Origin of the sequence: Embleya sp. NPDC127516 (genome assembly GCF_044765325.1) — a bacterium.
Lineage (GTDB): Bacteria > Actinomycetota > Actinomycetes > Streptomycetales > Streptomycetaceae > Embleya.
Genome location: NZ_JBIWJT010000021.1, coordinates 190894 through 209535 on the forward strand (window position 1 = coordinate 190894; position 18642 = coordinate 209535).

Here is an 18642-nt window from a genome sequence, read left to right on the forward strand (position 1 = left end):
CGACGCTGGGCACGTCGACGCGGCGGTCAACCGGTTGGCGTGATCAGCCTATGAACACGCAACGTAGTTGGAGAACCCCTGACTGTTACCCCTATCGGGCTGGGGTCGGCGGTCGGCACGCCGAAGACGGCCTGTGCCCGGCGACATTCGTCCGTTGCCGGAATCTTCGCCGCACCCTGATCCGGCCCGGGGCCGTCGCGATCGGGTCAGGTCCCCACCGGACTCGGGCAGACCCGGTTCTCCAGGCGCCGAACCGTCGTGGTCACCGACACCGGCGTCTCGGCTCCTCCCGACATGCCGCGGCTTGCGGCCGCCGCCGCGGTACACACGAGTTGGTCCAGCGCACTGTCGGCGAGCGAGTCGGAACCGGCCAGGTCGATCCGGATCGTGCCGCTCTGCACCGTCACCCGCGCGGGTCCGGCGTTCGCCGGGATGGTCGTTGTCACCCCGTTCCCGACCTCCTGCGCCGTGGGCCCCGCCAGCAGCAGGTCCAGCGCGGCCTGCGGACCGGCACCGGCGAGCGAGGTGCGCAGCGTGGGGCGCAGCCGGTGATCGGCGACCAGGTAGATGTACACACTGCCGGGATGCTCCGCGTCGGCGGGCGCGATCATGCCTGTGGCGGGCTCCCCCGCCTCCACCACGCCGGTGGTGGGAATGCCGCAGCCGACGCCGACCGCGAGGAGCAGCGCCGCGAGCAGTGGGTATCGGGCGGCCATCACGTATCCACTTCGGTTCGGGCCCGGGCGTACCGGGGCAGTTCCACGGTGAACAACGCTCCACCGTCGGGTCGGTTCGCCGCCCGGATCCGTCCGTCGTGCAGTCGCACGTTCTCCAGCGTGATCGCCATGCCCAGGCCGCTGCCGGCCGAGCGCGCGCGGGCCGAGTCGGCCTTGAAGAATCGCTCGAAGACCCGGTCCAGGATGTCGGCGGCGAGACCGGGGCCGCGGTCGGCGACCCGCAGCACGACCCACGGGCCGTCCGCCCGCCGCTCGCTGCTCAGGCTCACCTCGACCGGCGGCGCGCCGTGCCGCAGCGCGTTGCCCACCAGATTGGCCACCACCACGTCGAAGCGCCGGGGGTCGACCTCGGCCCGGATCCCGTCCGGCAGGTCGGTGACCACCGCGTCCGACCACGCCCGCGCGGCCAGGCAGCGGCGTACCGCCTCCGCCACGTCGAGTTCGTCCACGTTCAGCGCGGCGGCGCCGGCGTCGAAGCGGGAGATCTCCATCAGGTCGTCCACCAGCCGGGTGAGCTTGCCGGTCTCGGTGGAGACCAGGCGCAGCGCGGCGGCGGTGTCCGGATCCAGCTTCTCGGCGGCGGCGTCCTCGTCGAGCACGTCGATCACGGCGGCCATCGCGGCCAGCGGAGTGCGCAGTTCGTGCGAGACGTCGGCCGCGAAGCCGCGTGCTCTGGCCTCCATCGTCCGCAGCCGCGCCTCGTGTTCCTCCAGAGCCGCCGCAGTGTGGTTGAAGTCGCTCGCCAGTTCGGCGAGTTCGTCACCGCCCTTGACTTCCAACCGGGTGTCCAGGCGACCCTGCGCCAGGCGCCGGGTGGCCCGCTGGAGGGCGCGGACCGGCCGCAGTACGCCGCCGGCCACGATCAGGGCCGGGACCAGCGCGAGCAGGACCGCGGGGATCGCGCCGTTGCGCGCCGCCCGGACAAGGGCCGCCTCCTCCTGGACCTGGACGACCATCGAGGTGAATACGTAGACCTGCACTCCGGAGGCGACCCGGCCGTCGCGGTTGGCGAAGGTGATCGGTACGCCGACGGCGAGCGCGAGCATGCCGTGGTCGTCCACACGCTGGAACGCGGTCGAGACGTGGTCGGTGACGATCCTGCGCAACTCCCGCGGGATCGCGTCGGGAGTCGTCATGGAGTCGCTGGCCGCCCACAAGTCCCCGAACCTCACCAGGACGGTCCAGTGGTCGGTGTTGCCCCGGGTGTCCACCAGCGCGACGATCCGGTCGATCGCCGCCTGGTCCGGGGGGAAGGGCACGGACGGTGCGACCGCCTCGACCCGGTCGCGCACCGAGCGCACCACCGAGTCCTGGGTGCGTTGCAACATCGCGGTACGGGCTTCCCGATAGGTCAGCGCGGCCGTCGCGAGCGCGGCGAACGCGGCGACGAGCAGGCAGGCCGCGGCCAGTCGTACCCGTAGACCGCGCAGCCAGGCCAGCGGCCCGGTCACAGCGGCCCGAAGCGATAGCCGAACCCGCGTACGGTCTGGATGTAGCGGGCCGGCCGGTCCGGCTCCTCGATCTTGATCCGCAGCCGCTTGACGCACGCGTCGACCAGCCGACTGTCGCCGAGGTAGGGGTGTTCCCACACCGACTCCAACAACTGCCCACGGCTGAAGACCTGGCCGGGGGACGCCGACAGGGCGAGCAGCAGCCGCAGTTCGGAGGGGGCGAGGGCGACCGGCTGCCCGGCCTTGAGCACGGTCAGGGCGGTGCGATCCAGGGTCAGGTCCCCGTAGACCTCGCGCCGCCCGGCCGGGACGGCGGATTCGGTACGGCGCAGGACCGCGCGGATCCGTGCCTCCAGGACCCGGGCCTGGACCGGTTTGACCACGTAGTCGTCGGCGCCGGCCTCCAGGCCGACCACGACGTCCATGTCCTCGTTGCGCGCGGTGAGCATGATCACCGGCAGGGTGCCGGCCCTGCGGATCCGACGGCACACCTCGAAGCCGTCGATACCGGGCAACATCAGGTCGAGCACCACCAGGTCGGGAGCGAATCCGGCGACTCCCGCGAGGCCGTCCTCGCCGGTGTGCCGCACCTCGGTCGTGTGGCCCTGCCGGCGCAGGCCGATGGCCAGGCCCTCGGCCACGGCGGGGTCGTCTTCGATCAGGAGCACACGAACCATTGGTTCAGTATCGATCAGGCCGACCGTGCGAACAGCCGTCGAGGAAGCGATCGGGCCGGTTGTGACAGAACGGTCTTGTTCTCGGCCGACTCCGGTCATCCCCGCTCGCCATGGTCAAAGCCATGACGAACCACTTTTCGCTCCCCGTGCGCCGTCCCCGCTCGGCTAGGCCGATCGTGCTCGCCGTCGTCGCCGCGCTGTTGGCCCTCGTGGCGGGGTGTGCCGGCGAGGCGGGCCGGACCGACCCGGCTCCCGCGGCCACCCTCTCGGGCCGGCTCGACCTCCCGCAGCCGATCAGCCCCGCATGGCCCAAGGACGGCCAGGCGGCCGTGTCGGTCGAGGGCGCCCGGGACCCGATCGTGTCCGGCGCGGCCAAGCCGACGCCGACCGCGAGCCTGGCCAAGGTGATGACCGCGTACGTGTTCCTCAAGGCCAAGCCGCTCGTGCCCGGCGCGGCGGGGCCGACGTTCACCGTCTCGGCGGAGGAGGCCCATCGCTATGCCGAGCGCCTGCGCCGCTTCGAGAGCCTGACCCCGGTGACCCCGGGCGAGGCGTTCACCCAGCGCCGGGCCCTGGAGGCACTGATGACGATATCGGCGAGCAACATCGCGCACGAGATCGCCCGCTGGGTGGACGGGAACGAGGCGGCGTTCGTGGCCCGGATGAACCGCACCGCCCGCGAATTGGGCATGCGCGACACCACCTACACCGATCCCTCCGGATTCGACCGGGCCACCGTGAGCACCGCCGCCGACCAGGTCCGACTGTTCACGGTGGCGATGCGCGACCCGGCCTTCGCCGCGGTCGCCGGCGTCCGCGACTACACCGACTCGGCGCGGATCACCAAGCCCAACAGCAACACCCTGCTCGGCCGCGAGGGCGTGCTGGCGGGCAAGACCGGTTTCACCACCCCCGCCGGCGCCAACCTGGTCTTCGCCGCCGAACGCCACGTCGACGGCAAGCCGCACCTGGTGGTCTGCGCGGTCATGGCCCAGCGCAAGGGCAGCACGGCGGCCGCCGCGATCAACGCGAGCGAGACGCTGATCCGTTCGATCGGGGCACCGTGACGGATGCGGGCGGGGTCGGCGGCGCGGGTGGCACCGGGCTGCCGCCCGCGCGTCCCGGCGTCCCTCGCGTTCCTCGGGTCGCGGGCTCCCGCTCGTCCCGCCCCGCCCGGCCCGACCTCCCGCACGTCCCGCACGTCCCGCACGTCCCGCCTCCCGGAATTCCCGTCTCCCGCTCGGTCCGCCGCGCGACGCCGGGTGGCCGCAGGGGTGGCCGACCGGGTCGCCGGCGGCCGAAATTCGATGGCCCGCCGCGCGGCCCGCTCCTACAGTGACCGAGGATCCGCGCGCAATGCTCGGTCGCAGCGGGACCGGGCCGGTGATCGGGGAGGGGACATGCGTACGCACTATCCCCGCACCCCGCATGTGCCGTGGTCGCCGGGTGCCGGCGCCGACGACGTGCGCGCCGGCGACCTGTCGGGACTGCGCGGCCTGGAGGTCGTGGTCACCGAGAAGCTCGACGGTGAGAACACCACGCTGTATCCGGACGGCCTGCACGCGCGGTCGTTGGACTCCGCGCACCACCCCTCGCGGACCTGGGTCAAGGCGCTCCAGGGCCGGATCGGCGCACGGATCCCGCCCGGGTGGCGGATCTGCGGCGAGAACATGTACGCCCGGCACTCGATCGGCTATGACGCGCTGGCGAGTTGGTTCTACGGTTTCTCGGTGTGGGCCGGTGATCGTTGCCTGGACTGGGACGAGAGTGCGCGTTTCCTGCGTCGACTGGGCGTGCCGACGCCGCCGGTGTTGTGGCGCGGGGTGTTCGACGAGCGGGAGTTGCGCGCGATCCGGCTCGATCCCGCACGCCGGGAGGGCTTCGTGGTCCGGTCGGTCGAGGGCTTCGAGCGCGCGGATTTCGGCCGACGGGTGGCCAAATGGGTGCGGCGCGGACACGTGCAGACCGATACGCACTGGATGCACGCCGAGGTGGTGCCGAACGGTCTCGGGCCGAACGCGGCACTGTGGGCCGTGCGTTCGGGCGCGAAGCCGGACCTGCCGGCCCTGCTCGCGTTGCTGAACCCGACGGATTCACCGGCCGCCGAAGGCGAGACGGTCGCCGGAGCCGACGCGATTTCCCGTGCCGAGACGGTTGCCGTTGTCGAGACGGTCGCGGACGCGTGCGCGCGGCTGGACGTACTGGGTCGCACCGGCGACGCGCGGCTGGCCGGGGTGCTGGCCGCCGCGCTGCATGCCGAACGGCGGGCGACGCTGACGCCCCGACTCGTCCCGGCGCTCGGGTTGCCCACCGCGCGCCGTGTCGCGGACCTGGTCGGGTTGCAGGCACACCTGCGCCGGCCCTTCCCGGATGACGAACGCCCACGCGGCCTGGCCCGGTTGGCGGTCGCCGCGGATGTGGGCGTGCTGCACGCGGTGGCCGCCGCGACGCTGACCGGGCGCACCGGTGCGCAGGCCGACGCGGAGCGCGAACAGGTGGAGTGGTCGGCGCTGTTCGCGGCGGACGCGGGCCTGCTGGAGGAGGCCCCGCTCGCGGCTCTGCGCGCCCGGGCCGCGGACGCGTTCGCGGGCCTGGACTCGGAAGTGGCCGACCGCTGCTGGGCGGAGTTGCGCGCGGGCCACGCCAAGGGGTGGTCGATGCCGCCCGAGGCCACCCGCCGGTGGTGGAGCGGCGACTTTCCCCGGTTGATCCAGACGATCGGCCGCTCGGGCAGCGGCAAGAGCACCTTCGCCCGCGAACTTCCCGGCGTCGACACGCTGATCAGCCTGGACGAACTGCGTGCGGCGCGCGGCTCCCGGACCGACCAGAGCGCCAACGGCGAGGTGCTGGGCCGGGGGTTGGACCGGCTCGACGCGGCGCTGGCCGCCGGCGGGACGGTGGTGTGGGATGCCACCTCGCTCACCGGCAGCCAGCGCATGCCGGTACAGGCCATCGCACACCGCCGCGACGCGCTGATCACGCACGCCGTACTGCTGGTCGGCGAGGACGAGTTGGCCCGGCGCAACGCCACGCGCGAACACGCGGTCCCACCCGCCGTACTCGCCGCGCAGGCACGGCGCTTCGCGCCGCCGTATCCCGGACAGGCGCACCGTACCTGGTACATCGGCGCGGGCGGCGGCCTCGACGACGTCGCCGGCTCGCTGGACGCGGAGGACGCGTGATGCGCACGAGCGAGGAGATCTACCACCGAGTGCGCTGGGATCCCCGGTTCGATCCCGCCCGCTTCGTCCTCGAGGTCAGCCGACGCGGCGCGGACCCCAAGCGCATCCCGTTGCCCGCGTTCGTCCCGGGTGGCGAGATCCCGTGGCATCGGGTGCTGCGGATCGAGGCGGACGGCGAGGTGGTGTGGGATCGGGCCGCGCGCGTGGACCGGATCGAGCACTGTGTCGCCGGTCGGGCCCGGGATCCGCGCCGACTGCGGGCGCCGTTCTTCACCGCGCGCGAACCGCACACCTTCGACCCGTCGACGGGCCGCTGGCGACCCGCGACCGCAAGCGGCGCGGACCCGATCGGCCTCCCGGACACCGCGCGGATCCGCGTGCTGACCTGGAACACGCTGTGGGATCGCTACGACGCCGATCGTATCGACACCGCACGCCGGCGGCCGATGTTGCTCGCCGCGCTCGCCGCCGCCGACGCCGACGTGATCGCGCTCCAGGAGGTCGAGCCCGAACTGGCCCTGCTGTTGGCGGCCCAACCGTGGGTGCGCGCCGCGTACACGATGGACACCGATCCCGCCGGCCGCGATGTACCGGCCACCGGGCTGTTGTTGCTGAGCCGGCTGCCGGTGCGCGAGGCCGGTCGGCACGCGTTGGGGCCGTACAAGGCGGTGGCCGCGATCACCGTGGCCGGGCCGGCCGAGCCGCTCGTGCTCGCCGTCACGCACCTCACCAGTGACCACACGCAGGACGGCGCCGGGCGCCGCCGGATCGAATTGGCCGCGCTCGCCGCCGGGTTCGCGGGCATCCCGGGCGACCTGGTGGTGGTCGGCGACTTCAACGACGGCACCACGGGGCCGGCCGCCGCGCTGGGGTTGACGGACGTATGGACGGACGTACACGGCGCCGACGACCACACGCCGACGTTCGACCCGGGTGTCAACCCGCTCGCGGCGATCGGCTCGCTCACCGGCCGCGCCGCCCGGCTGGACCGGATCCTGTCGCGCACCGGCTCCTGGCGGGCGGGTACGGCGGTACTGCGCGGGGACACGCCCGGGCCCGACGGCCTGTACGCGTCCGACCACTTCGGGGTGCAGGCGGATCTGCTCCCCGCCGCGAATCCGCCCGCCGGCGATGTCCTGGACGTCGCGCCTAGCGCGCGCACCGCGCTGGCCTGGCTGCCGCCCGGGCGTCTGTGGCCCGCGCTGCAACGGGCCCGCCGCGCGCACGATCCCCAGGTGGACCGCTGGCCGCCGCACGTCAACGTGCTGTTCGGCTTCGTGCCGGAAGCCGACTTCGACCGGGCCGCGCCGCTGCTGGCCGCGGCCGCCGCGCGAGTGACACCGTTCACCGCCGAACTCGACGGCGTACACACCTTCGGCCATCGCGAGGACGCCACCGTCTGGCTCGACCCGGCAGCCGCCGACGAACTCCCGTGGGCCCGGATGCGGGAGGCCTTCGCGGCCCACTTCCCCCGCTGCCTCGGCCGGACGAGCGGCTACACCCCGCACCTGACCCTGGGCCGCGGCACCGATGCACAGCGCGTCGCCGCCGCGTGCGCACGCGAACTGGAGCCGATGACGGCTCGTGTCGGGGAACTGGTCCTGCTCTCCCGCCGAGGCGACGAACCGATGCGCCCGCGAGCCGTCCTCACGCTGGGCACGGGCGAACTGCGCGAGCTGCCCGATCCGGATCCGGTAGCAGGTACCGACGCGACCGGGAGCCGCGAAGGTTCCGTCGCCGGGGGTCGGGCACGCAAACCCTCGGATCGGGTACGGGAGCCGGTCGGCGCCGAACGGGAAGGAACGGCACGGGCACCCCTCGCCACCGACCCGGGCAACGACACCCGGGAGCACCGCGCCGCCGATCCCGAAGGCGATGCCCACCTCCGGCCCCGCTCCGACCGCCCGGGGGACACTCGGGCGCCCCGCGCCGACGACCCGGACGGCGATGCCCGAACCCGGCGGATCGCCAGGCGTGTTTCCGCGGCGTTGGGCGAGGGCGTCGTGTCGGTGGTCGGCTCGCGTCGGATGGGCTGCGCGTCGCCCGACGCCGACCTCGATCTGGTGGCAGCCCTGCCCGGCACCGTCGACCCCGCCGACATCGCGGCGCGGATCGCGGCAGCGCTGCCCGAGGCCGGCGGCATCCGGCCGGTGCTCGGCGCGCGGGTACCGGGCCTTCGGTTGCGCGTCGACGACTCGCCCGTCGATCTGGCCCTGATCGGCACCGGGCGGATCGCCCCCGCCGACGCGGTGGCCCGGCGCGCCGAACTGGGCGAGCCGGCCGCGGTGACCCTGAGCGCGGTCACCGACGCGGACGCGATCCGGGGCACGGTCGGCGCGGACCACGAGCGCTTCGCCGACCTGGCCCGACGGATCAAGGCGTGGGCGCGAGCGCGCGGCCTGGACGCGGCCCCGTTCGGCGGACTCCCGGGCCTGGCTTGGTCGGTACTCGCGGCCCGGACCACGCGCGAGGCCGCGCACGTGGCCGACGAGGACCTGCCGGCGTACTTCTTCGCCGGCTGGGCCGCGTGGGACTGGCGCGTACCGGTGGCCCTGGACGACGACACCGCCCGCGCGGGCACGGTCACCGGCGGGCCGGTGTCGATTCTGACGCCGACCCACCCGGTGCGCTCGTGTACCGAGCAGGTCGGCCCCGGCGGGCGCGATCTGCTGGTCGACGAGCTGTACCGCGCGTGGGAGTTGCTCACGCCGGGCGAGGCTTCCGAACGGGACGATCGCGACCCGTGGGCCGCCCTGATCGAGCCGCCGCCCCTGCACCGCCGGCACGCCGCATGGGCGGTGCTGACCGTACTGCCCGCCTCCGCCGAGGAGTGCGCGGCCACCACCGGACGGTTGCGCGGTCGCATCCGCGGCCTGCTCACCACCTTGCAGGAGGCTGGTGTCCAGGACGCGCACGCGTGGCCCCGCCCGTTCGTGTCCGACTCGCGCACCCGCTACGCGATCGGCCTGGGTGCCGACCCGCCGAGCGCCACCGACCTCGCCGAGCTCACCGAGCGATGGCGCAGGAGCCTGCCCGGCGTCGAAACGACCTGGGCCGACGGCGGCTCCGTACCGACTCTGCGCTGATCACCCGACCGCGCCTTGGACGACCGTGAGTCCAAGGCCACGGCAGAACGCCGCCGATCCCCGGACCGTGCGTCGGACCCCACCCGGCAATGCCCGGCGATCGGTGTACGTCGCCCGGCCACGGGGCGCGCGCCCGCGCCAGGGAACCGGCGCGGCTTGCGCACCGCGCGCACGAGCCTCGCGGATGGGCGCGCGATCAGGCCGGCCTGGTCGCCGATCGAGGCAAAGCGCCGGTCGCCCCCGCCGACGGTGTTGTCAGGACGCGGAACCAGGCGTAGAAGAAGGGGCATGCGGCCCCGCCGGGGTCGGGTGTGACGCGCGAACACGGCCGCGCCGTGCGCCTCGCAGGCGCGGTGGCCACTCTGCACGTTCCCTCGAGGAGAGCCTCGCATGTCGGCAGAACCCCAGCACCGATGTCCCGTACTCGATCCCACCGCCCGCGACGCACACGCCGAGGCCGCCGCGCTACGCGCCCGGGGTCCGGCCGTCCTGGTCGAACTCCCGGGCGGGGTGCGGGCCTGGTCGATCACCCGGCACAAGGTGATCCAGGCGCTGACCACCGACCCCCGGGTCTCCCGCGACTTCCGTCGGCACTGGCCCGGTCTGGCCGAACTGCCCGACGGCTGGCCGATGGCACCGGTCGCGCTCCAACAGGGTTTCGTGAACACGTATGGCGAGGAGCATCGCCGATTGCGCGCACGGGTCGCGCCCTCGTTCGCCCCGCGCCGGGTGGAGCGGCTGCGCCCGCGGATCCAGGCCACGGCGGATCGCCTGGTCGATGTGCTGGCGGCGGTGCCGCCCGGCGAGAGCGTCGACGTACGGCAGATGTTGTCGTTGCCGCTGACGATGACCGTCATCTGCGACCTGCTCGGCGTGCCCGAGGCACTGCGGCCGGGGTTGGGCCGGGCCATCGACGCGGTAATGGACACCACGATCGACGCCGCGGAGGCGATCGCTCGGCGGATCGAAATCCAGTGCCGGCTGGTCGAGTTGCTGGAGCACAAGCGGGCGAACCCGGGCGCCGACCTGACCAGTGACCTGCTCACCGCGGCCGCGAGCGTCGGGACGACGCCCTCGGAACAGGAATTCCTCGACTCGCTCTTCCTGATGCTCGGCGCCGGCTACGAGACCTCGGTGAACCTGATCACCAACGTCCTGGCCGAACTGCTCGCCCACCCGGATCAGTTCGACCGACTCCGCGCGAACGCCATCGACTGGGCGGACGTCATCGAGGAGACGCTGCGGGTCGAAGGCCCGGTCATGCATCTCCCGTTGCGCTACGCGATCGAGGACATCGACCTCGGGGAGGGTGTCGTCATCGGTCGGGGCGATCCGATCATCATCGCCTTCGCCGCCGCCGGCCGCGATCCCGCGCGACACCCGGAGGCCCCCGACGCGTTCGACGCCACCCGCGCCGACAAGAGCCACCTGGCCTTCGGGTACGGCCCGCACTTCTGCCTCGGCGCGCACCTGGCCAGGTTGGAGACCCGGATAGCGGTGACCACCCTGTTCGACCGTTTCCCCGACCTCGCGCTCGCGCACCCCGAACAACCGCCGACGCCCATCCCGTCGTTGATGGTCAACGGCCCGAGCCGGCTGGACATCGTCCCCACACCACCGGCCCACGCCCGACCCGAGACCCCGGCCGGTGCCCGACCCGAAACCCCGGGTCGGCGCCCGCCCGCCGTACCCGCTGTCCCCGGCTTCGGGGAGAGGTGAACCGGCGCGGGTCACCTGTCCATCTCCCGAACGTGTCCTCCCGGGCCTCGCCGCCCTCGCCCTCCGAGGTCGCGTACCGAACCACCGACATCAGCCCGGGGCCACCCCATCGGGGCGACTCGATCCCGCGCGGTTCCTGCGTGCGGTGACCAACGCGAAGGAGAGGAACTCCCCACCGTCCGTGGTGAGCATGTCGATGACGGCCCGGTTCGCGCTTGGTCCGTCCGGCTGATGCTCGGCCCCTGCCCGAGCCCACAACAGCCAGTCCCGCCAGGCGTCCTGCTGCAACCGCGCGGACGTGACCTCGACCAGTTCGGTGATCTCCCAGTGGAAGCGCCACCACTGCGCCGTGTGCCAGGCGATCGCTTCCCAGCCGACCACCTGCTTGATGTGCGGCGGGATCGCCCCGATCTCCCGGACTTCCCGGGTCATCGCGGGAGTCGCCATGCCCAGTTGTCCGCCCGGACGGAGAAACCCGACCAGATAGGGCAGATAGTTGTCCGCCGTGCCGAAATACTCGAACGCGTCGACGCTCACGACGGCGTCGAAGCTCTCCTGCTCGAACGGCAAGGCGTGCGCCTCGGCGCGAACGGCCTCCACCCGGTCGCCGACACCCGCGTCCGCGAAAACGGCCGCCGCGTCCTCGGGGGCGATCCACAAGTCGGCAGCGACGACTTGCACGCCGTACTCGCGAGCCAGGAACACCGACGTGGCACCCTTGCCGGAGCCGAGGTCGAGAACCCGCATCCCGGGGCGCAGGTCGAGGTCCCGGGCGAGGTCCTCCAGCAGCCACAACGGGTTCGGCCCCATGTCGAGGTCGAGCAGCCAGGCGGGGTCATAGCGGGAGGAGCGCGGATAGCGGTCCGGACGCACAAGATCATTCAGGGCACTCACGAGCACGAACCCAACCCGATCATCCGCCCGAGCGCAACCCGAATTCGCCGCCTCGCCCGGCTGTCACCGGAGTCACCGGAGCCGCCGTCGTTCGGTGATCGACCGCGATCAGCGGATCACCGGTGAGCGGGTGGTCGAGGATCACCGCACGGATGCCGAACACCTCGGCGAGCAGTTCCGGAGTGAGCACCTCGCGCGGCGACCCGGACGCGCGCAACCGGCCCCGGTGCAGTACGTGCAGCCGATCGCACACCGAGGCCGCCGCGTTGAGGTCGTGCAGCGCGATCAGCGTCGTACGATCCTGGGCGCGCAACAGCGCCAGGAGTTCGACCTGATGCCGCACATCGAGGTGATTGGTCGGCTCGTCCAGCACCAGCACGTCCGGTTCCTGAGCCAACGCCCTGGCCAGCAGGACGCGTTGGCGTTCACCGCCGGACAGGGTCGAAAAGCGCCGGCCCTGATGTGCCTCGACTCCGGCCTGGACCAGCGCGATCAGCACCGCCGCCCGATCCGCGGCGCTGTCCCCGGCGAACGCCTTCTGGTAGGGGGTCCGCCCCATCGCGACCACCTCGCGCACGGTGAAATCGAAGTCGTTCTCCCGCTCCTGCGGCAGCGCCGCGACATGTCGGGCCGCCGCCGCCGGGGTCATCGCACGCAGGTCCCGATCGCCGAGCAGGACCCGGCCGGCCTGCGGCTTCAGGTGTCGGTAGATCGTGCGCAGCAGGGTGGACTTGCCGCTGCCGTTGGGGCCGACCAGGCCGGTGATCTCACCACCCGCCGCGATCAGCCCGACCCCGGTCAGGATGTCCCGGCCGGAGAGGGCGACGCGCAGATCGTGCACGGTGATTCGCGTCCGCTCGGCGCCCACGCCGCGCACCTCCTCGCCCGGCCCGCCATCCGCGCGATCGCCCACGCCGCCGCCCGTCATCGTGTCTCCAGCCGTCGATCGAGCAGGAGCAGCAGGACCGGGGCGCCGAGAACAGCGGTGACCACGCCGATCGGCAACTCCTGCGTACTCACCGCCGTCCGGGCCACGGTGTCCACCGCGACCAACAGCACCGCGCCGAACAACGCCGACACCGGCAGCAGTCGGCGGTGGTCACCGCCGATCAGCAGCCGGCAGACATGCGGAACCATCAGTCCGACGAAGCCGATCGCCCCCGACACGGCGACCAGGACACCGGTCAACACGCTGGTCACCGCGAACAGTTCGCGCCGCAGTCGGGCCACGTCCACGCCCAGCCCGGCGGCCGTCTCGTCGCCCATCAGCAACGCGTTGAGCGCCCGGGCCCGGGCCTGCAACCCGATCAGCCCCGCGGCCACGGCCGCGGCAGGCAGGGCCAGTTGCTCCCATTGCGCGCCGCTGAGGCTGCCCATCAGCCAGAACAGCACGCCGCGCGTCTGCTGTTCGTCACCCGCCTGAAGTACCAGGAAGCTGGTGAATCCGGACAGGAACTGGCCCACCCCGATCCCGGCCAGGACCAGGCGCAGCGGGGAGAACCCGCCACCTCGTCGGGCCAGGGCCCACACCAGGGCGAACGCCGCCAACGCACCGGCGAACGCCGAGGCGGAAAGGCCGAGTCCGAGCAGGCCACCGGTGCTCGCGCCGAGCACGATCACCGCGATGGCGCCGAGCGAGGCGCCGGAGGAGATGCCGAGCAGGTACGGGTCGGCGAGCGGATTGCGCACCAGCGCCTGTACGGCGGTGCCCACCAGGCCCAGCCCGGCGCCGACCACCGCCGCCAACAGGGCACGCGGCAGCCGGAGTTGCCAGACGATCAGGTCGCGCGTACCGGCCTCGGGCGGCTCGCCGGTCAGCCGGCGCCCGACCACCGACCACACCTCACCGATCGGGATGTCCACCGAACCCAACGACACCGCCGAGGTCAACGCGACGACCAGGAGCACGGCCAGGACGGCGACCACCCACGCGGTGCGCGCCGGGCGGGCCCGCTCCTCGTCGGCCGGCGGCGGCGCCGCCCGGTCCCGACGGCGGGTCGTGCGCTCGGATACCGACAACACCGGGCCTACCCCGCGGCCGGTGCGGGCCGGACCAGGTCCGGGTGGATCGTGCTCGCGATCCGCCGCACCGTCTCGGCGTTGCGGACCCCGGCGATCGTGGTGCTCTCCGAGCCGATCCGGACGAACCTGCCGTCCCGGACCGCGTTCAGGCCCTTGGTCGCGTCGAAAGTGCGCAGGAATCGCTCGGCGTCGTCGAACGCCTTGGCGTTGGCCTCGGCGCTGCCCTTGTTCCGGACGCCGAGCTGGATCCAGTCCGGGTTCTTGGCGACCACGTCCTCCCACGCGACGGGCTTGAAGTCGCCGGCGCAATCGGCGAACACGTTGCGCGCCCCGGCCTGGGTGATCACCGCGTTGGCGACCTGCTTGCCGCATACGGCGATCGGCTGCTTGGTACCGGCGTCGAAGTCGAAGAAGAAGTAGCTCGGCCGCCGATCCTGCGGCAGGCCGGCGAGTGCGGTGCGCACCGTGCCCACGGTCTGTTCCATGCCCGCGACGAGTTCGTCGGCCCGGGCGGACGTCCCGGTCACCGCCCCGAGTTCCTTGATGTCCGCCTCGACCGCGCTCAGGTCCTGCTGCGGGCCGGGACGCTTGGTCGCGCACGCGGTGGACTTGAGATAGATGTGCTTGATGCCGGCGGCGGCGAACTCCTTGGCCGAGGGCCCCGACCCCATCGCTCCCATGCCGCCCATGTCGGCGAAGGTGTCGATGTACAGGTCGGCGCCCGAGCCGAGCAGTTGCTCCTTGGGGATCACCATGTCGCCGAGCACCCGGACCTTGTCGGCCTGCGCCGCGAACTGCGCCGGCATCGTGCCCTTGCCCGGAGGGAAGCCGGTGCCGACCACCCGGTCCCCGGCGCCGAGCCAGAACAACATCTCCAGGCTGGAGGCGTTGCTCGTGACCACCTTCTTCGGCGCCTCGGTGAACGTCGTCTCGGCACCGGCGCAGTCCGTCACCTTCACCGGGAAGCCCGACGCCCCGCCTCCGCCCGCTCCCGTCGCGGACGCGGTCGGGCCCGAAGCGGCGGTGTTCGTGTCCTTCGAGTCACCCCCACACGCCGTCGCGAACAAAACCACCACGGCGGCCATGCCACACACCTTGCTGCCCCGCACAGTTTCGCTCCCCGGAAGTGCCGACGGTCGGCCCGCGAACGCGAACCCGGACACTCAGTCGGCCGAGACCCCGGGTAAGTTCCCACCGAGGTCGGGTTCCCGCCTCTCCCGCGGACCGAGCCCACCGAGCCCACCGGCCCCCACCCGGAACGCCCGTGCCGGACTCCGCGGATGAACACCGGAACGGGTACGGTCCGCATCCGGTGTCCGGGGAGCGTCCGGGGAGGTCAGCCGGCCGCGCGATCGGTCACCGGGCGTCGGCGCAGGGCGGTGCGGGCCAGCGCCGGGTGGGTCCACGCGCCGTCCGGGTGATACGTGTTCGTGCCCGGCGCGACGATCGTGTCGATGCGGTCCAGCGCCGCGTCGTCCAGGGTGAGCGTCGCCCCCTCGACCAACGCGTCGAGCTGCGCCATGGTGCGCGGCCCGATGATGACCGAGGTGACCGCCGGGTGCGCCGTCGGGAAGGCCACCGCGAGTTCGGGCAGCGTGCAGCCGATCTCCTCGGCCAGTTCGACCAGTTGCTCGACGATGTCGAGCTTGGCGGCATTCACCGGCAGGCTCGGGTCGAAGCGTCCGGGGTTGAGGCCGGCCCGACCGGAGGTCAGATCGATCGGGCCGCCCTTGCGGTACTTGCCGGTGAGGAAGCCGGACGCCAGCGGGCCCCAGGTCAGCACGCCCATGCCGAGGCGCTCGCACACCGGCAGCAGCGATGCCTCGATGCCCCGGGCCAGGATCGAGTAGGGCGGCTGTTCGGTCCGGAACCGCTGCAATCCGCGCCGCTCGGCCACGTGGTGGGCCTCGACCACGTCCTCGGCCGGGAAGGTCGAACAGCCGAACGTGCGGATCTTGCCCTGCCGCACCAGGTCGGTCAGGACGGAGAGGGTCTCCTCGATGTCGGTCGAGTCGTCCGGGCGATGGACCTGGTACAGGTCGATCCAATCGGTCCGCAACCGCCGCAGGCTGTCCTCCACCGCCGTGGTGATCCAGCGCCGCGAGTTACCGCCCCGGTTGACCCCCTCCCCCATCGCGAAGTGCACCTTGGTCGCCAGGACCACGTCGTCACGCCGACCGCGCAGCGCCTTGCCGACGATCTCCTCGGATTCACCGGCCGAGTACATGTCGGCCGTGTCGACGAAATTGATCCCGTGATCCAGCGCGGCGTTCACGATCCTGGCGCAGTCGTCGTGGTCGGGATTGCCGACCGCGCCGAACATCATCGTGCCCAGGGCCTGCACGCTCACCTGGATGCCGGTGCGGCCGAGGGTGCGGTAGCGCATGTTCGTGCTCCTCTTGTTTCGGTGTTCCTGCCGGCGCCGATGCTCGAACCGGCGTGTTCCACCGGCCTCGTGGTGCGGGCGTGTGCGTGTGTGCGCTCGAGTCCGGGCATGGCCCTGCGAACGTGTTCGACGATGGTCCGCGGGTTGGCCGGTCGCGTGCGACACGACCCCGGCAGCCCGACGGGAAGTGCTCCCGCCCCCGATCCCGGCGGCGTTCCCGACCGGAAATCTACGAGCTGGACCCGACTCCAGGTCAAGTCCCATCCTTGGACCCGTGACAGACACCCACAAGGACCTGACCATCGGCCAGGTCGCGACCCGTACCGGCCTGAGCATCGACACACTGCGCTTCTACGAACGCGAAGGCATCCTGGCCAACCCGGTCCGTCGCGACCCCGGCGGCCGACGCCTGTACGCCGAGCACGACATCGCCTGGCTCAACATGTGCGTGATCCTGCGCGGCTCCGGCATGCCCATCCCCGCCATCCGCCATTACACCGAACTGGCCCGCACCGGCGATGGCACCGAACGCGAGCGCCTGGCCATCCTGCGCGAACACCAGTCCCGCATCCACGCCCAGATCGCCCAGCTCCACAAGTGCCTCGACCTGATCGGTTACAAAGTGGGCGTCTACGAGGACTACCTCGCCGAGACGGAACCCGAATCCGAACCCCACCGAGGATCCGAACCCGAACCCGATCCCGAACCCGAATCGAACCCGGACCCGGACCCGGATCCGGCACCCGCGCAGCGAGAAATACCGACTCCGTAGCGCGCCGACCCACCCGCTCCCCCGTCGGCCCGCCCCGACCCCGACGACATCCCCACCAGCGACCGAGCGCGGCTGCTATTCTTAGAGTGATCAATCGGTTATCGAATCGGAAGGCAGCCCCGTGCCCCGCACCGTGGACGCCGCACGAACGGCCCGGCGGCGTGAGGCCATCACGCTCGCCGCCGCGCGGCTGTTCGCCGAGCAGGGGTTCGAGCCGACGACCGTCGCCGACATCGCCGGGGCAGCCGGCATCAGCACGGCCGGCGTCTTCTACTACTTCCCGGACAAGCGGGCGGTGTTCCGCGCGATCTTCGAACGCGATCTGCCGCTGTCCCGCGACCTGGTGACCCGTTTCGCCGACGCCGAACACCCCGTCGAGGCGATCGTCGAACTCACCACCGCTCTCGCCGCCGACGCCCGGGACCCGAGCGCGGTCGGGCTGCTCGTGGAACTGCTGCGCCAGGTCGACCGCGATCCCGAACTGGTCGACGTGGTCACCCGCACCGCCCGAATCGTCCGGGACGGTCTGGCCCACCTGATCGAGCGCGGCATCGCCGACGGCACGATCGACGCGACGCTCGACCCGATCGAGGCGGCCGAATGGCTCCAGACCGTCGTGGACGCCGTGTACCTGAACGCCGAACCGTCCCGCGACGCCACGCCCGCGTTGCGCCGCACCGTCGCGCGGTACCTGGCACCCGCCCCGAGCGAGAAACGGGACGAGGCACACGACCGAACGCCGAACGCGAACCCGGACCACAGACCGAAAGCGACACCGGACGAGCCATGGGGGCACGATGGGCAGCGCAGCGACGGATAAGCAGACCGTCACGGTCCGGATGCCACCGGTGTGGCTCTGGGTGATCGGAATCGGCGCCACCCTGCTCGGCCTCGGCACCGGCTTCGCGGTCGGGCCGCTCGTCGACTGGCTGATCGACCGGGTCGGCTCGGCACCCGGCCCGCTTCGACTCGCCGCACGACTGCCCACAGTCTGGGCGGTACCGATCGCGACCGTGCTCGGCGCGATGACCGGCGCGTGGCTGATCACCGAGGCCCTCCGGGAAAGCCCCGTGGTGACCGTGGCCGCCGACCACGTCGCGATCCACCGGGACGGCTCCGGCCTGCACGTACGCCGGGACCGGATCGACGCCGTCTTCACCGACGGCCGAGACCTGGTCGCCCTGGACGGGGCCGAGTCCGAACTCGCCCGGGTCCGTGCGACCGACCTGCCGACGCAACGACTGCGCGAGGCCTTCGCCGGATTCGACTACCCGTGGCGCGGTACGACCGACCCGCGCGAGACGGAATTCGGCGCGTGGGTCGACGGCACCCCCGACCTCGACCCGGCCGCGCACACCCTGCTGCGCACGCGCAAGCGGGCACTGGCCGACAAGCGGACCGGCGCGGCCGAGGAGGCCCTGGACGGGCTGCGCGAACTGGGCGTCACCGTCCGGGACCGCCACGGAGCCCAGCAGTACCGCCGGCAACCACCCGGGCACGGCGACGACACCGACTGACCCGACCCGGGAGCCTGTCCGCGGATCTCGGCGGCTCGACCGAAGGCACGCCCAAAAGGCCCGCCCACAGGTCCTGTCCGCCGGACAGGGCCTAGCTGAGCCGTTCGAGCACCATCGCCATGCCCATGCCGCCGCCGACGCACATGGTCTCCAGGCCCCACTGCTTGTCGTGCCACTGCAGCGAGTTGATCAACGTGCT

16 protein-coding genes are annotated in these 18642 nt (G+C 72.5%); 7 read left to right on the forward strand and 9 right to left on the reverse strand.

Annotated features, from left to right (window positions below; genetic code table 11):
• Positions 1-206: 206 nt before the first annotated feature.
• Genes ACIRL2_RS34550 through ACIRL2_RS34560 form a run of 3 tightly spaced genes read right to left on the reverse strand, consistent with a single transcriptional unit; the run spans position 207 to position 2865 of the window.
• Complete coding sequence (locus ACIRL2_RS34550; RefSeq protein WP_395870294.1) at positions 207-716, reverse strand: GerMN domain-containing protein; 510 nt, start codon at positions 714-716, stop codon at positions 207-209.
• Positions 716-2188 (reverse strand): ATP-binding protein, encoded by a 1473-nt coding sequence (locus ACIRL2_RS34555; RefSeq protein WP_395870296.1) that lies wholly within the window; start codon positions 2186-2188, stop codon positions 716-718. Before ACIRL2_RS34555 ends, ACIRL2_RS34550 begins: the two co-directional genes overlap by 1 nt.
• On the reverse strand, positions 2185-2865 hold the full coding sequence (locus tag ACIRL2_RS34560) for a response regulator (RefSeq protein ID WP_395870298.1): 681 nt from the start codon (positions 2863-2865) through the stop codon (positions 2185-2187). Before ACIRL2_RS34560 ends, ACIRL2_RS34555 begins: the two co-directional genes overlap by 4 nt.
• A gap of 122 nt (positions 2866-2987) precedes the next feature.
• On the opposite strand from ACIRL2_RS34560, the gene ACIRL2_RS34565 reads away from it, so the two are divergent.
• From ACIRL2_RS34565 to ACIRL2_RS34580, 4 genes are all read left to right on the forward strand, one after another.
• Positions 2988-3932, forward strand: coding sequence for a D-alanyl-D-alanine carboxypeptidase family protein (locus tag ACIRL2_RS34565; protein ID WP_395870300.1), 945 nt, complete (start codon positions 2988-2990; stop codon positions 3930-3932).
• 333 nt (positions 3933-4265) lie between these two features.
• A complete protein-coding gene (locus tag ACIRL2_RS34570) occupies positions 4266-6047 on the forward strand; it encodes an RNA ligase family protein (RefSeq protein WP_402237489.1) in 1782 nt (593 codons plus the stop codon).
• The gene (locus ACIRL2_RS34575) at positions 6047-9133 is read left to right on the forward strand and encodes a poly(A) polymerase (RefSeq protein WP_402237492.1); all 3087 of its coding nucleotides are present in this window, start codon (positions 6047-6049) and stop codon (positions 9131-9133) included. Before ACIRL2_RS34570 ends, ACIRL2_RS34575 begins: the two co-directional genes overlap by 1 nt.
• Before the next feature lie 390 nt (positions 9134-9523).
• Positions 9524-10852, forward strand: a complete 1329-nt coding sequence (locus tag ACIRL2_RS34580) for a cytochrome P450 (protein WP_402237494.1) — start codon at positions 9524-9526, stop codon at positions 10850-10852.
• A gap of 90 nt (positions 10853-10942) precedes the next feature.
• On the opposite strand, the gene ACIRL2_RS34585 is transcribed toward ACIRL2_RS34580, so the two are convergent.
• The 5 genes from ACIRL2_RS34585 to ACIRL2_RS34605 form a co-directional block, all read right to left on the reverse strand.
• On the reverse strand, positions 10943-11746 hold the full coding sequence (locus tag ACIRL2_RS34585; protein ID WP_395870307.1) for an SAM-dependent methyltransferase: 804 nt from the start codon (positions 11744-11746) through the stop codon (positions 10943-10945).
• Between the two features lie 19 nt (positions 11747-11765).
• Positions 11766-12674, reverse strand: coding sequence for an ABC transporter ATP-binding protein (locus tag ACIRL2_RS34590; RefSeq protein WP_402237497.1), 909 nt, complete (start codon positions 12672-12674; stop codon positions 11766-11768).
• Entirely contained in the window at positions 12671-13672 is a 1002-nt protein-coding gene (locus tag ACIRL2_RS34595) for a FecCD family ABC transporter permease (RefSeq protein ID WP_395870338.1), read from the reverse strand. The genes ACIRL2_RS34590 and ACIRL2_RS34595 overlap by 4 nt, the downstream gene beginning before the upstream one ends.
• 101 nt (positions 13673-13773) lie before the next feature.
• Positions 13774-14853, reverse strand: coding sequence for an ABC transporter substrate-binding protein (locus ACIRL2_RS34600; RefSeq protein ID WP_402237499.1), 1080 nt, complete (start codon positions 14851-14853; stop codon positions 13774-13776).
• A 251-nt stretch (positions 14854-15104) separates the two neighbouring features.
• Positions 15105-16154 (reverse strand): aldo/keto reductase, encoded by a 1050-nt coding sequence (locus ACIRL2_RS34605; RefSeq protein ID WP_395870313.1) that lies wholly within the window; start codon positions 16152-16154, stop codon positions 15105-15107.
• Positions 16155-16428: 274 nt separating this feature from the next.
• Here ACIRL2_RS34605 and ACIRL2_RS34610 point away from each other — a divergent pair, with 274 nt between their 5' ends.
• The 3 genes from ACIRL2_RS34610 (at position 16429) to ACIRL2_RS34620 (ending at position 18443) form a co-directional block, all read left to right on the forward strand.
• A complete protein-coding gene (locus ACIRL2_RS34610; RefSeq protein WP_402237502.1) occupies positions 16429-16926 on the forward strand; it encodes a MerR family transcriptional regulator in 498 nt (165 codons plus the stop codon).
• Between the two features lie 121 nt (positions 16927-17047).
• A complete protein-coding gene (locus tag ACIRL2_RS34615; RefSeq protein ID WP_402237505.1) occupies positions 17048-17746 on the forward strand; it encodes a TetR/AcrR family transcriptional regulator in 699 nt (232 codons plus the stop codon).
• Positions 17724-18443, forward strand: a complete 720-nt coding sequence (locus ACIRL2_RS34620; RefSeq protein ID WP_395870319.1) for a hypothetical protein — start codon at positions 17724-17726, stop codon at positions 18441-18443. Before ACIRL2_RS34615 ends, ACIRL2_RS34620 begins: the two co-directional genes overlap by 23 nt.
• Before the next feature lie 91 nt (positions 18444-18534).
• Here the strand turns inward: ACIRL2_RS34620 and ACIRL2_RS34625 are convergent.
• Positions 18535-18642 (reverse strand): hypothetical protein (locus tag ACIRL2_RS34625; protein ID WP_402237517.1); only part of this gene is annotated, 108 nt, incomplete at its 5' end.